The organism is Eudoraea chungangensis, assembly GCF_029360665.1.
GTDB lineage: Bacteria > Bacteroidota > Bacteroidia > Flavobacteriales > Flavobacteriaceae > Eudoraea > Eudoraea chungangensis.
The window spans coordinates 244,433-258,619 of the sequence record NZ_JARDUB010000002.1; the positions used below are offsets into that span (position 1 = coordinate 244,433).

Below are 14,187 nucleotides of genomic sequence, written 5' to 3' on the forward strand. Positions count from 1 at the left end.
ATGGTCTATAATAAAGATTATTTATCCAAAGTTAGACTGATGAGACCGCTAGGGTCTATTCGTTTTACATCTGAGAAAATGAAGACTTTCTTTTAACTCCTTTAAAGGGATAGTTAATAAATGATTGTTCGAAAAGAAGGGAATTAGAATTCTTGTGGCCATATACCACACCCATGCCTGAAAACTAATAAATATTATCTATTTGTTTATTGGTCATCGGGGGTGTGTTCTGTTCCCAGGGCTTCATTTTTTGTCGATAATTCTTCTATTTCTTCATCAATTTGATCCAATATGGTATTTTTTTTCACTTTAAATTTTATTAAGGCCCAAGTCATTATTAGGCTACTGCCAATGATAACAAAAAGTAAAATTCCCGGTTCAAACTCTGCTAACTGGGCGTTAGCAGGAATTGCGTAGAAAAGTAGAATAGTGATGAGGCCTCTAGGGGCAATAAAAAGCTGTGGCAGAATGTCTGTTCCGAAGAAAGTTCTCAGGATTACAAATCGGATTAAGTAAATAGAAGCCAAAATCAATAGACTTGTAAAAGCCACTTCCAGATTAAAAAGGGAACCAATGGTAATGGTTAAACCGAAAATCACAAAGAAGAAAGTGCGAACTACAAAGGCGGTTTCTAAGGTGACTATATGTAATTCATGGTATATTCTATGAGCGCTTTCAAATTCAAGATATTTAGAGAGTTTTCCTCCAAAAAAGAGCTTCATATTTGCAATTACCAAGCCAAATATTAAAATGATTAGCAAGGAAGACAGGTGTAATTGTTTGCCGATGGCATAAAGTAAGAGGAGAACAGCTATTAATAAAAACAGTTTGGCCTGATTGCGAATTTTCTGGAAAATGAGGATAATGGCATAACTAGCAATTAAAGAGATTACAATAGTCAATAGGACATTTATAGAAAAGCCAACGGGACTACTATCTTCTGAGGGATTTAATTTGCTTACTAAAAAATAAAACATCATTATTCCCATGATATCTGAAAAGGTACTTTCATAAATATGAAACTCTTTTTTTTTCTCCGTTAAACCGTTTACACTTGGAATAATTATGGCGCTGGATAATATAGATAAAGGGGTTGCATAAATCCATGCTATTTCCATGCTCATATTTGGGGTAAACTGATAGAGAATAAGTGCTGCCAACCAAGCCGAGCCAATCAAACCTATCAATGCTATGGCCATTGCCTTTAAAATGGGAAGGATTTTCTCCTTTTTTAGTTCCAGTTCTAATGCAGCTTCTAAAACAATCATTATTAGACCAATAATTCCTAAGACTTCTAAGGCAGGAAAAAAGTCTACTTCTTCAGAAGTAAAGGTTTTTAGAAAAAATTGTAGAATAATGCCAAGGACAATTAAGAGTAATACAGAAGGGATATTGGTTTTTTTTGCTACGCCATTAAAGAGAAAAGATAGGATTAGAATAACCGATGCTTCAATAATCAGGTTGTACGAATTAAAAATGTCCATTAGAATAATTTAGCGGCTTTGAAATACCTATTAATTAAAACTACTACTAATTTTTAAATAGTTTGATAAGACAGCGGAATTAGGTTATTCAATAATAGTACTCACTTTTTAATTAAAATGAAAAAAATTGTATATTTGCACCACTGAAAGAATATTATATATTCATGAGGGGACAATTTGTCCCCTCTTTTGTTACTTAATGGTATGTTTAAGGAGAAAGTTGAAGCCCTTTTAAACAAAGCATTGGAAGATAGAAATTCGTTATTTTTAATTGATTTTACTATTAGTTCTAACAATGCAATTAAAATTGTTTTGGATGGTGACAAAGGTGTAAGTCTTAGTGATTGTATCGATGTTAGTCGGGCTATTGAACATAATTTAGATCGAGAAGAAGTAGACTTTGCGTTAGAAGTGACGTCGGCAGGCGCTACAGAACCACTTGTTATTGGCAGACAGTATATTAAGAATATTGGTCGTAAGTTGGAAGTTAAGACTGCAGAAGACAAATTCGAAGGCAATTTGACGGAAGCTTCTCCAGAGACCATAGTTCTGGAGTGGAAGGCTCGTGAAAAAAAACCTATTGGTAAGGGCAAAACAACAGTAATAAAGCGAAAAGAAATCGCTTTAAACGAAATAAAAGAGGCAAAAGTTAAACTAAAATTTTAATCCTAAGGGAAAATGGAAAATATTGCATTGATCGAATCATTCTCGGAGTTCAAAGACGATAAATTTATTGACCGAGTAACGCTTATGGCGATATTGGAAGATGTATTTCGTAATGCATTAAAAAAGAAATTTGGTTCTGATGAGAATTTCGATATAATTATTAATCCAGATAAGGGGGATTTAGAAATTTGGAGGAACAGAATCGTTGTAGAGGATGGCGAAGTAGAAGAACCAAATGAAGAGATTTCTCTTTCGGAAGCAAGAAAAATTGAACCAGATTTTGAGGTTGGGGAAGATGTTTCTGAAGAGGTTAAACTTATAGATTTGGGTAGACGGGCGATTTTGGCACTGAGACAAAATTTAATCTCCAAAATCCATGAGCACGATAATACTACAATTTACAAGCAGTTCAAAGACCTTGAAGGAGAGATTTATACCGCAGAAGTTCATCATATTAGGCACAAGGCCATAATTTTATTGGATGATGAGGGGAATGAAATTATTCTTCCGAAAGACAAGCAGATTCCTTCTGATTTTTTCAGAAAAGGAGACAATGTTAGAGGTATAATTGAAAGTGTAGAATTAAAAGGAAGTAAGCCCATGATAATTATGTCTAGGACTTCTCCTATATTTTTAGAGCAATTATTTTTCCAGGAAATACCCGAAGTATTTGACGGTCTGATTAGTATTAAGAAGGCAGTAAGAATTCCAGGCGAAAAGGCTAAAGTAGCTGTAGATTCTTATGATGATAGAATTGATCCGGTTGGGGCCTGTGTAGGAATGAAAGGAAGCAGAATCCACGGGATTGTTCGTGAATTAGGAAATGAGAATATAGATGTAATTAATTGGACTAATAATCCTCAGTTGCTAGTCACCAGAGCCTTAAGCCCTGCTAGGGTGTCCACTGTTTCCTTAAATGATGAGAAAAAAACAGCTCAGGTTTATTTAAGACCGGAGGAAGTTTCTAAGGCTATTGGTAGAGGAGGTCATAATATTAGACTGGCCGGACAATTAACGGGCTATGAAATAGATGTATTCCGAGAAGGAGTAGAAGAAGATGTTGAGCTTACAGAATTCTCTGATGAAATAGAAGGATGGATCATAGAAGAGCTGAAGAAAATTGGTCTAGATACAGCACGAAGTGTCTTGGAACAAGATATAGATGATTTGGTAAAAAGGACGGATCTGGAAGAGGAAACTATTTCGGATGTGGTACGAATACTAAAAGAAGAATTTGAAGATTAAGCTATATATTAGCATTTTAAAATAGGAGTAAACGAATTATATGGCAGATAATGCAACAATAAGGCTTAATAAAGTCTTGAGAGAACTTAATATTTCATTGGATAGAGCAGTGGACTATCTGACCTCTAAAGGGTACAAAATAGAGGCCAGACCGACTACAAAAATATCTGAAGATGTACATCAGGTTCTCTTGGATGAGTTTCAGACTGATATGAGCAAAAGGGTTGCATCTCAGGAAGTAGGGGAAGAGAAACGGAAGGAAAAAGAGGCCATAAGATTGCAACTAGAGCAGGAGCAGGAGGAGAAACGCCTGGAAAGAGAAAAGAGAGCTGCATCTAGGGAGATAGTCAAAGCACGCGTAGAGCTATCCGGACCAAAAAAGGTTGGTAAAATTGATCTTGATCCTAAGAAAAAGGAAGAAGAAAAAGAAGAAGCTCCTAAAGAAGAAGAAAAGCTGGTTGAAGCCAAAGAAGCTTCCGAACCGATTGCCGTGGAAGAAGCCAAACCTGAAGCTAAAAAAGAAGAAGTAACTGAGGTAGAAGTAAAGCCAAAGGCAACGGAAGAACCAAAATCGGACAAGCCTGAGGCCATAACCACGCAGTATAAAAAACTTTCTGGTCCAAAGATTATGGGAGATAAAATTGATCTCTCAAAATTTAATAAGCCCAAAAAGAAGAAAGAGGCTCCTAAGGAAAAGTCTGATGCCGCTGCCGCCGACAAGAAAAAGCGCAGAAAAAGGATAATTAGCAGTAACGGAAGTCAGGGTGCTAAAGGAAGGGGGCCGTCTAAAAAAGGTCAACGCTTTACTGCTGCTCCAAAGGTAGAGCCTACAGAGGAGGAAGTTCAAAAACAAGTGCGAGAAACTCTTGAAAAACTTCAAGGAAAATCCAAGAAGGGAAAAGGAGCAAAGTATCGTAGAGACAAAAGAGATCAGCACAGACAACAGACCGAGAAAGACTTAGAACAACAAGAATTAGAAAGTAAAACTCTTAAAGTAACTGAATTTGTTACTGTTGGAGAAGTTGCGACTATGATGGATGTTGCATCAACTGAGATAATTTCTGCCTGTATGTCCTTAGGGATAATGGTAACTATGAATCAACGGCTAGATGCTGAAACCCTATCTATAGTTGCTGATGAATTTGGCTATGAAGTAGAATTTATCACTGCCGACTTAGAAGAGGCTATAGAAGAAGAGGTTGATGCCCCTGAAGATTTAAAACCAAGAGCTCCAATTGTAACCGTAATGGGTCATGTGGATCATGGAAAAACATCTTTATTAGACTATGTTCGGGAAGAAAATGTCATCGCCGGAGAAAGCGGGGGTATTACCCAACATATTGGTGCATATGGTGTAGGCTTGGAGGGAGGCCAAAAAATAACCTTCTTAGATACACCCGGTCACGAAGCTTTTACAGCGATGAGGGCTAGGGGTGCACAAGTCACTGATATTGCTATCATAGTGGTTGCAGCGGATGATGATATTATGCCGCAAACAAAAGAGGCCATTAGCCATGCACAGGCGGCTGGTGTTCCAATTGTTTTTGCTATAAATAAGATTGATAGACCAACCGCTAATCCGGATAAAATTAAGGAAGGCCTTGCAGCCATGAATTTATTAGTGGAAGATTGGGGAGGTAAAATTCAGTCCCATGATATTTCGGCAAAAACCGGGGAAGGGGTAAAAGAGCTTTTGGAAAAGGTATTGTTAGAGGCAGAGATTCTAGAGCTGCAAGCCAATCCAGATAAGCTTGCCTCAGGTACGGTAGTGGAGGCATTTCTTGATAAAGGAAGAGGTTATGTAAGTACCATTTTGGTACAGGCGGGAACCTTAAAAGTAGGGGACTACGTTCTTGCAGGAACTTGCAGCGGTAAGATTAAAGCTATGCAAGATGAAAGAGGTAAAAATGTAAAAATGGTTGGACCTTCCACCCCGATTTCTATTTTAGGTTTGGATGGAGCTCCTCAGGCAGGGGACAAGTTTAACGTTTTTGAAGATGAGAAAGAAGCAAAACAAATCGCTGCTAAAAGAAGTCAGCTTCAAAGAGAACAATCCGTACGTACACAGCGCCATATAACCTTAGATGAAATTGGAAGAAGGATTGCATTAGGCGACTTTAAAGAACTCAATATTATTCTTAAAGGAGATGTTGATGGTTCCGTGGAGGCCCTAACGGATTCCTTCCAAAAATTATCTACGGATGAAATTCAGGTGAATATCATTCATAAAGGTGTAGGTGCAATTACTGAGTCAGATGTTTTACTTGCGTCGGCCTCCGATGCTATTGTTATTGGATTTAACGTAAGACCAATGGGTAATGCTCGGGATATAGCAGACAAGGAAGAAATAGACATCCGAATGTACAGCATTATATACGATGCAATTAATGATCTGAAGGATGCTATGGAAGGAATGCTTTCTCCTGTTATGAAGGAAGAAATTACAGGTACTGCTGAAATTCGGGAAACATTTAAAATATCAAAAATTGGAACTATTGCAGGATGTATGGTTACCAATGGGAAAATATTTAGAAATTCAAATATTCGCCTGATAAGGGATGGTGTAGTTATATTTACAGGCTTGCTCGCCTCTTTAAAAAGATTTAAAGACGATGTGAAAGAAGTATCGAAAGGTTACGATTGTGGACTACAGATAAAGAATTACAACGATATTAAAGAAGGAGACATTGTTGAGGCATTCCAGGAAGTTGCCGTTAAGAAAAAGCTGTAAGTAGTCCTTTTTGGGATAGATAATATTTAAAATAAGTTAGAAAAGATAACCTAAAGGGTTGTCTTTTCTGGTTTTAGAATAATGGACTCCGGATATTTCAGTCTAACTTCTTTAAATTTCCTCTCCGCTTCTAGTTTTGTTCTAAATTGTCCTATCTGCACCCTGTATGTAGGGGAGTCGAAAATTACTTTAGAGGGTAGATCAGCAAAGTCTATCTTCACTTGTTCCCCTAATTCTTCGGCTTTTGAATAAGAGCCAAAGCCTACTTGAATAGTGTAAAATGCCATATTCGAATTACTAGTCTTGTACACATCTAAGAGTTTAGTAATAGAAGCATCTTGTTCAATGGTTATTTTTCCTTTTTGCGCATGGCTAAAATGAATAAAACCCACCATAAACATTGAAATAAATACGGTTTTCATAACTATATTAATTTTAAAATCAATCTTCGGAGCAAAAGTAAATCTTTGAACTTTAAACAAAACATTTTCTCTTTATTTAGAATGGATATAAATTATAAATTATCAATCCCTTAACATTTCCAAAATAAAGTCAAAGTCTTATTTTTGTCGTCAATTTCAGCGGCGATAAATTACCTTTTTTACTCTTTAATACTAGTAATTATCGTGCCAGAATTAGGATAGAAATATTTTAAATATGAAAAAGGTTCCGTACCGCGATCAAATTTCTAAGTTTTTAGGTTTAAGTCTAATAATTTTCCTTCTATTTTCAACTTCTCTTTTTTCACAGGACGCAGCGGTTGAGCAACAAGCCGAAACGGCTGAGGCAAGTACAGAAGAAGTGGTTTCTACAGGTGGCGATGCTGCTAAAGGAAAACAACTTTTTAATCAGAACTGTGCTGCATGTCATGCATTAAATCGCAAAATGACTGGTCCTGCATTAGCAAATGTGGAGACTAGATTGGCAGAAGACGAAGGTTTAGACAAAGAGTGGTTATATACTTGGATTAAGAATAGTCCGGGCATGATAAGTTCAGGTGATAGTTATGCTTTGAAGATTTATGCAGAGTACAATCAGGCTGCAATGACAGCTTTTCCAACGCTTTCTAATTCGGATATTGACGATATTTTGGCGTACACTGCTGCTCCCCCTCCTGCGCCTGTTGCGGCTGCAGCTGGTGCTGTTACGGCATCAACCTCAGGAGCTTCATCCGGAATTTCAAATGAAATTATATTAGGAGCCCTTGCCTTAATCTTGGCTCTGTTAATAATGATGTTGGTATTGGTTAACAGCACGCTGAAGAGAATTGCAGAGGCCAATGGTGTTTCCTTGGAACAAGAAAAGGCAAAAAAAGGATTGCCACTTTGGAAGGCATTTGCTCAAAATCAATTTTTGGTTTTAGTAAGTGTAATCTTTTTACTTCTTTCTGGAGCCTATTTCGCTTATGGATGGATGATGCAGGTTGGCGTAGATCAAGGCTATGCACCAATTCAGCCGATACATTATTCTCATAAAATACACGCTGGAGACAATAAAATAGAATGTAAGTATTGTCACTCATCGGCAAGAGTTTCTAAGCATTCAGGCATACCTTCTCTAAACGTTTGTATGAATTGTCATAAATCGATTTATGAGTACCAAGGGAATCCTGAAGGTCCAAGTGCAGAGGACTTGGCAAATGGGTATACAAATGAGTTCTATACTGGTGAAATAAAGAAATTATACAAAGCTGTTGGCTGGGACGAAGAAAATCAAAAATATACTGGTGAAAGCCAGCCGGTAGAATGGGTGCGTATTCACAATCTTCCAGATTTGGCATACTTTAACCATTCGCAACACGTTTCTGTGGCCGGAATTGAATGTCAGACCTGCCATGGACCAGTGGAAGAAATGGAAATAATGTACCAGTATTCTCCTCTTACAATGGGGTGGTGTGTTAATTGTCATAGAGAGACCAATGTTAAGGTAGATGACAATGCGTATTACGCAAAAATTCATGAAGAATTGTCTAAAAAATATGGAGTGGAGAATTTGACTGCTGCAGATTTAGGTGGTTTAGAGTGTGGCAAATGCCACTATTAAAAGAAACAATTGAGCATCTAATTATAGATATAAAGTATGGCATCAAAAAAGTATTGGAAAAGCGAAGCGGAGTTAAATCCCAACGATTCCATAGTTGAGGCGCTAAGACAGAATGAGTTTGTGGAAGAAATTCCTACAGATGCATTTTTGGGAGATAAGGCAGGCTTATCAGAGACTTCTACCAATAGGAGAGACTTTTTGAAGTATGTTGGTTTTAGTACAGCTGCCGCATCACTCGCAGCATGTGAGGGTCCTGTAAGGAAGTCTATTCCTTATGTGGTTCAGCCTGAACAAATTGTTCCTGGCGTAGCAAATTATTATGCTACCACTATCGCAGATGGTTTTGACTTTGCTAGTATTCTGGTGAAAACTAGGGAAGGAAGACCAATTAAAATTGAAAACAATAAAGAGGCGAAAGTCAATGGTAATTCCAATGCAAGGATTCAGGCTTCTGTCCTTTCCTTGTACGATAGTACTAGACTTCAAGGCCCACTATCCAATGGTGAGGCTGTAGATTGGGAAACTCTGGATGCAACTATAAAAAGTACTTTAGGACGCTTAAAATCCTCTACCAAGCAAATTGCACTACTAACACAGACTTATGCCAGTCCGTCTACCTCAAAATTAATTGGAGAATTTAAAGAGGCATATGGGAATGTAACTCACGTAACTTATGATGCAATAAGTCATGATGCCGCTTTGACTGCTTTTGAGACGAAATATAATGAAAGAGCCTTAGCAGAATATGATTTTAATGAAGCAGATGTAATTGTTTCTTTTGCTGCTGATTTCTTAGGAGATTGGCAAGGAGGTGGTTTTGACAGCGGTTATGCAAAAGGGCGTATTCCTACTAAAGGAAAGATGTCTAAGCATATTCAGTTCGAATCACGAATGTCTTTAACTGGAGCTAATGCAGATAAAAGATTTCCTCTAAAGCCGTCGGCTCAAAAACGTGCCCTGGCCTATTTGTACGGAAAATTAAATAACTCTAATGTAAGTACCGAGCTTTCTGAAGCTGTTACTAAGGAATTAGATCAGGTTGCCACTCAAATTAAAAAGGCTGGAAGTAAGGCAGTAGTTGTTACAGGTATTGATGATGTAAATGCACAAGCCCTGGTCTTGTCCATAAACGAAATGTTGGTTAGCAATGCCTTTAAACCGCAGACACCAAGATATATGCGTCAGGGAAGTGATGTTGCATTGAATACGCTGATTTCTGACATGAAGGCAGGTAAAGTAGGTGCGCTAATTATGGATGGTGTAAACCCATCTTATACCTTACCTAATGCACAAGAATTTAATGAAGCCCTGAGTGCGGTTGACTTATCGGTATTGTTTTCAACAAATTGGAATGAAACTGCTGAAAACGTGCAGCATACGGCTGCCTCCAATCACTATCTGGAATCATGGGGTGATGCAGAATTGGTAAAAGGGCATTACAGTCTAATGCAGCCAACCATTAAGGAACTATTTGATACGAAGCAATTTCAACAAGCTATGTTGAATTGGTTAGGGAAGGACATAGAGTACTATCAGTATATTAAGGATACGTGGACGACTGAAATATTAAACGGCGCATCTTGGAATAGAACATTACATGATGGGGTTTATGTTGCGCCAGCCGATCTGTCCGATCCGGAGGCTGCTGCAGATAAAGAACAAGAGGTTGATCAGGAATCAGAGGCTTCTGAAACAGTTAGTACTATTGATGTAGCTGTGAGAGCTTTGGCGAGTGCGCCAAGCAATGAAATGGAATTAGTACTTTATTCCAAGACGGGAATGGGCGACGGGAAGCAGGCATCAAATCCTTGGTTACAAGAATTTCCTGACCCTATAACAAGAGTGTCATGGGATAATTATGTTACCATTTCGAGAAAAGACGCTAATGGCCTAGGACTAGTTAACGAGAATGTAGCGAATGGAGGTTTAGATGGAAGTTATGCTAAACTGACCGTAAATGGAATAACTCTAGAAAAAGTGCCTGTTATAATACAACCCGGTCAGGCTTCAGGAAGTTTAGGACTTTCCTTTGGATATGGGAAGAAGGCAGGGATGAAGGCCGAAATGCAAACTGGTGTTAATGCTTATTCCTTATATCAAGGGTTTAATAATGTGCAGTCTGTTAGTATTGAAAAAGCTTCAGGCAATCATGAATTTGCCTGTGTCCAGCTACACAATACCCTAATGGGGAGAGGCGATATAATAAAAGAAACTACCTTAGAAATATTTAATACCAGAGATCATGCAGAATGGAACCATGTTCCTCAGGTATCTTTAAATCATCAAGAAGTTGATGCAACTTCTGTTGACCTTTGGGACAGCTTTGATAGATCTATTGGGCATCATTTTAATATGTCTATAGATTTAAATGCCTGTACGGGATGTGGGGCTTGTGTAATTGCTTGTCATGCCGAGAATAACGTACCGGTAGTAGGTAAACAAGAGGTGCGTAAATCGAGAGATATGCACTGGTTGAGGATAGATCGTTATTACTCTTCTGAAGATACCTTTGAGGAAGATAATACTAAAAAAGATAATTTATCTGGGGCAATGGAGTCTAAGTCTGGTTTTGAAGAAATGGAAACTGCTGCGGTTAATCCACAGGTAGCATTTCAGCCAGTTATGTGTCAACATTGTAATCACGCTCCCTGTGAAACGGTATGTCCGGTGGCTGCCACTACACATAGTAGACAAGGTCAGAACCATATGGCTTACAACCGATGTGTTGGTACCCGTTACTGTGCCAATAACTGTCCTTATAAAGTTAGAAGGTTCAATTGGTTCCTAACCAATAACAACGATGAATTTGATTACCACTTTAATAATGATCTTGGTAAGATGGTTATTAATCCAGACGTTACAGTACGTTCCAGAGGAGTTATAGAGAAGTGTTCTCTATGTATACAGATGACTCAAAAAACCATTCTTGATGCTAAGAGGGAAGGAAGAGTTATTAAGGATGGGGAATTTCAAACGGCATGCTCAAATGCGTGTAGTAGTGGAGCCATCGTGTTTGGAGATTCTAACGATCAAGAAAGTGAAGTGGTAGAGTTAAAGAAAAGTGACAGAATGTATCACTTATTGGAAAGTGTGGGTACTAAACCAAATGTATTTTATCACGTTAAAGTGAGAAATACAAACGAAGTTTAATAAAGGAAGAATACAACTATAATAAAACTATATGGCGTCGCATTACGAAGCACCAATACGTAAACCCTTAGTTCTTGGGGACAAAGGCTACCATGAAGTCTCGGTAGATATTGCAGCTCCGGTTGAAGGAAGGGCTAATAAGATGTGGTGGATTGTTTTTTCCATTGCTTTAGCTGCATTTCTTTGGGGTGTTGGAGCAATTATTTACACTGTTTCTACAGGAATCGGAACCTGGGGTCTAAATAAAACGGTAAACTGGGCATGGGATATTACCAACTTTGTATGGTGGGTAGGTATTGGACATGCAGGGACGTTAATTTCTGCCGTATTGTTATTATTTCGTCAGAAATGGAGAATGGCGATAAATAGGTCAGCGGAAGCAATGACTATTTTCTCGGTAATTCAGGCAGTACTATTCCCAATAATTCATATGGGAAGGCCTTGGCTAGCTTATTGGGTGGTGCCTATTCCAAATCAATTTGGTTCTTTATGGGTAAACTTTAACTCACCATTACTTTGGGATGTTTTTGCAATATCAACCTATCTTTCTGTTTCATTGGTCTTTTGGTGGACTGGATTACTCCCGGATTTTGGAATGTTAAGAGATAGGGCAGTAAAGCCTTTTCAAAAGAAAATATACGGACTACTTAGTTTTGGATGGACCGGAAGAGCAAAGGATTGGCAGCGTTTTGAAGAGGTTTCATTGGTTTTAGCAGGCCTTGCTACACCTTTGGTATTATCTGTACACACTATTGTATCTTTTGATTTTGCCACCTCTGTTATTCCTGGATGGCATACTACTATATTCCCTCCTTACTTTGTTGCCGGAGCAATCTTTTCAGGATTTGCCATGGTACAGACACTTCTTATTATAATGAGAAAAGTGAGTCATTTAGAGGATTATATTACAGTTCAGCATATCGAATTGATGAATATAGTTATTATGATAACTGGTTCAATCGTTGGGTGTGCCTACATTACCGAGCTATTTATTGCTTGGTATTCTGGGGTAGAATATGAGCAATATGCGTTTCTGAATAGAGCAACTGGGCCTTATTGGTGGGCATATTTGCTGATGATGACCTGTAATGTGGTCTCCCCACAGGTTATGTGGTTTAAGAAAATCAGGACTAGTATTGTTATTTCTTTCATTATTTCTATTGTTGTGAATATTGGAATGTGGTTTGAAAGATTTGTGATTATTGTTACTTCACTGCACAGAGACTACCTGCCATCTTCATGGACCATGTTTTCCCCGACTTTTGTGGATATAGGAATCTTTATAGGTACCATTGGCTTTTTCTTTGTATTGTTTTTACTTTACTCAAGAACTTTCCCTGTAATTGCTCAGGCAGAAGTAAAGTCTATTTTGAAATCCTCTGGAGATCGGTATAAAAAATTGAGAGATGCTGGGCAACCATTGTATACTATTAAAAAGAATGGTATAGTTAGAGAAACTGTCCTAGGAGAGGAATCTACTGCCGCAACACCTGTGAAAAGCAGTACAGGATTAATTAAAGCTTTGGGTAGCTTTGATAAGGAAACCCAGGAAGTAGACGATTTAAAAAAGGTTAAGGGTATAGGCCCTTTGATGGAAAAAACCTTAAATGGTTTAGGGATTTATAGTTTTTTGCAATTAAGTAAATTGACTAAGACAGAATACGATTTGTTGGATTCAATTACGGAAGCTTTTCCTGGTCGGGCTCAAAGAGATGACTGGGCCGGACAGGCAAAATTGCTTTTAAATAATAAAAATTAATTATGGCAGATACTATTATTCATGCTTATTACGACGACGATGACGTCTTAATGCATGCAGTTAAACGTGTTAAAGCTAAGAAATTGCATATAGAGGAAGTTTATTGTCCTTTTCCTGTGCATGGTCTGGATAAAGCAATGGGTTTAGAGCCTACTAGAATTGCTATAACCTCCTTTATGTACGGATGTTTAGGGTTAACCGTTGCCATTGTTATGATGAAGTTTATAATGATAGACGATTGGCCAATGGATATTGGTGGAAAACCAAGTTTCAGTTATATTGAAAACATGCCGGCCTTTGTTCCGGTCATGTTTGAATTAACGGTGTTTTTTGCAGCCCACCTAATGGTTATTACATTTTATCTGCGAAGCAGACTGTGGCCATTTAAAGAGGCAGAGAATCCAGATCCTAGAACTACCGATGACCATTTTATTATGGAAATTGAGGTACATAATAATGAGGACGAATTAAAAGACTTGTTGTTAGATACTGGAGCAGTTGAACTGAATATTATTAAAAACAATCATTAAAGAATGAAGCGTTTAATAAAAGTCTTAATAATAGTGATGGTTATAGGTTTTATTTCAGCTTGTGCTGATTCTAATAACCCAAACTATCAGTATATGCCAAATATGTATGAGCCTGTAGGTTATGAGACGTATCAGCAGGTAGATTTTTTGCCCAATGCCTCTGAAGCCATGGCTCCTGCAGAAAACACCATTCATAGAGGATGGCTACCGTATGATTTTGCTAATGATTTGGAAGGAAAAGAATTGGCCAGACTAGATCCTAGTCCTTTAGATACAATGGCGGTCGAAGTGAATTTGGAAAAAGGGAAAGAACTTTACACTATTTATTGTGCCATTTGTCATGGTAATTTAGGAAAGGGTCAGGGAACTTTAGTTAAAAGAGAGAAAATTTTGGGAGTGCCGAGTTACGCGGATGCTGCTAGAAATATTACCGTGGGGAGTACGTACCATACCATTTATTACGGTCTTAATTCTATGGGATCGTATGCCGGACAACTTAATGTAAAAGAAAGATGGCAGGTGGCAGAATACGTCATGAAATTGAAACAAGACTTAACAAAATAATACATAGCACTAAAA

General features: G+C 37.9%; 10 protein-coding genes. 8 read left to right on the plus strand and 2 right to left on the minus strand.

Annotated elements, in window-relative coordinates:
* Positions 1-206: 206 nt before the first annotated feature.
* Positions 207-1,484 (minus strand): cation:proton antiporter domain-containing protein, encoded by a 1,278-nt coding sequence (locus tag PXG98_RS05735; RefSeq protein ID WP_276389498.1) that lies wholly within the window; start codon positions 1,482-1,484, stop codon positions 207-209.
* Positions 1,485-1,688: 204 nt separating this feature from the next.
* Here PXG98_RS05735 and rimP point away from each other — a divergent pair, with 204 nt between their 5' ends.
* Genes rimP through infB form a run of 3 tightly spaced genes read left to right on the plus strand, consistent with a single transcriptional unit; the run spans position 1,689 to position 6,126 of the window.
* Positions 1,689-2,150, plus strand: coding sequence for a ribosome assembly cofactor RimP (rimP, locus tag PXG98_RS05740; protein ID WP_276389500.1), 462 nt, complete (start codon positions 1,689-1,691; stop codon positions 2,148-2,150).
* A gap of 12 nt (positions 2,151-2,162) precedes the next feature.
* A complete protein-coding gene (nusA, locus tag PXG98_RS05745) occupies positions 2,163-3,395 on the plus strand; it encodes a transcription termination factor NusA (RefSeq protein ID WP_276389502.1) in 1,233 nt (410 codons plus the stop codon).
* Between the two features lie 40 nt (positions 3,396-3,435).
* On the plus strand, positions 3,436-6,126 hold the full coding sequence (gene infB / locus PXG98_RS05750) for a translation initiation factor IF-2 (protein WP_276389504.1): 2,691 nt from the start codon (positions 3,436-3,438) through the stop codon (positions 6,124-6,126).
* Positions 6,127-6,176: 50 nt separating this feature from the next.
* On the opposite strand, the gene PXG98_RS05755 is transcribed toward infB, so the two are convergent.
* Positions 6,177-6,548: an SPOR domain-containing protein gene (locus PXG98_RS05755; protein ID WP_276389505.1), complete on the minus strand. Its 372-nt coding sequence runs from the start codon at positions 6,546-6,548 to the stop codon at positions 6,177-6,179.
* A gap of 235 nt (positions 6,549-6,783) precedes the next feature.
* Between PXG98_RS05755 and PXG98_RS05760 the strand changes: the two genes are divergently transcribed.
* From PXG98_RS05760 to PXG98_RS05780, 5 genes are read left to right on the plus strand one after another with little or no spacing between them, the layout of a single operon-like run.
* Positions 6,784-8,169, plus strand: a complete 1,386-nt coding sequence (locus tag PXG98_RS05760) for a c-type cytochrome (protein ID WP_276389506.1) — start codon at positions 6,784-6,786, stop codon at positions 8,167-8,169.
* A 36-nt stretch (positions 8,170-8,205) separates the two neighbouring features.
* Entirely contained in the window at positions 8,206-11,319 is a 3,114-nt protein-coding gene (locus PXG98_RS05765) for a TAT-variant-translocated molybdopterin oxidoreductase (RefSeq protein ID WP_276389507.1), read from the plus strand.
* A gap of 31 nt (positions 11,320-11,350) precedes the next feature.
* The gene (gene nrfD / locus PXG98_RS05770) at positions 11,351-13,078 is read left to right on the plus strand and encodes an NrfD/PsrC family molybdoenzyme membrane anchor subunit (protein WP_276389508.1); all 1,728 of its coding nucleotides are present in this window, start codon (positions 11,351-11,353) and stop codon (positions 13,076-13,078) included.
* Between the two features lie 2 nt (positions 13,079-13,080).
* Entirely contained in the window at positions 13,081-13,608 is a 528-nt protein-coding gene (locus PXG98_RS05775) for a DUF3341 domain-containing protein (protein WP_276389509.1), read from the plus strand.
* 3 nt (positions 13,609-13,611) lie between these two features.
* Positions 13,612-14,172, plus strand: coding sequence for a c-type cytochrome (locus PXG98_RS05780; RefSeq protein ID WP_276389510.1), 561 nt, complete (start codon positions 13,612-13,614; stop codon positions 14,170-14,172).
* Positions 14,173-14,187 lie beyond the last annotated feature (15 nt).

What these genes read in the sequence shown, in the direction of transcription:
- infB (WP_276389504.1), top strand. Translation starts at nt 3,436, where the DNA reads ATGGCAGATAATGCAACAATAAGGCTTAATAAAGTCTTGAGAGAACTT.
- PXG98_RS05765 (WP_276389507.1), top strand. Translation starts at nt 8,206, where the DNA reads ATGGCATCAAAAAAGTATTGGAAAAGCGAAGCGGAGTTAAATCCCAAC.
- PXG98_RS05780 (WP_276389510.1), top strand. Translation starts at nt 13,612, where the DNA reads ATGAAGCGTTTAATAAAAGTCTTAATAATAGTGATGGTTATAGGTTTT.
- rimP (WP_276389500.1), top strand. Translation starts at nt 1,689, where the DNA reads ATGTTTAAGGAGAAAGTTGAAGCCCTTTTAAACAAAGCATTGGAAGAT.
- PXG98_RS05775 (WP_276389509.1), top strand. Translation starts at nt 13,081, where the DNA reads ATGGCAGATACTATTATTCATGCTTATTACGACGACGATGACGTCTTA.
- PXG98_RS05760 (WP_276389506.1), top strand. Translation starts at nt 6,784, where the DNA reads ATGAAAAAGGTTCCGTACCGCGATCAAATTTCTAAGTTTTTAGGTTTA.
- nusA (WP_276389502.1), top strand. Translation starts at nt 2,163, where the DNA reads ATGGAAAATATTGCATTGATCGAATCATTCTCGGAGTTCAAAGACGAT.
- PXG98_RS05755 (WP_276389505.1), bottom strand. Translation starts at nt 6,548, where the DNA reads ATGAAAACCGTATTTATTTCAATGTTTATGGTGGGTTTTATTCATTTT.
- PXG98_RS05735 (WP_276389498.1), bottom strand. Translation starts at nt 1,484, where the DNA reads ATGGACATTTTTAATTCGTACAACCTGATTATTGAAGCATCGGTTATT.
- nrfD (WP_276389508.1), top strand. Translation starts at nt 11,351, where the DNA reads ATGGCGTCGCATTACGAAGCACCAATACGTAAACCCTTAGTTCTTGGG.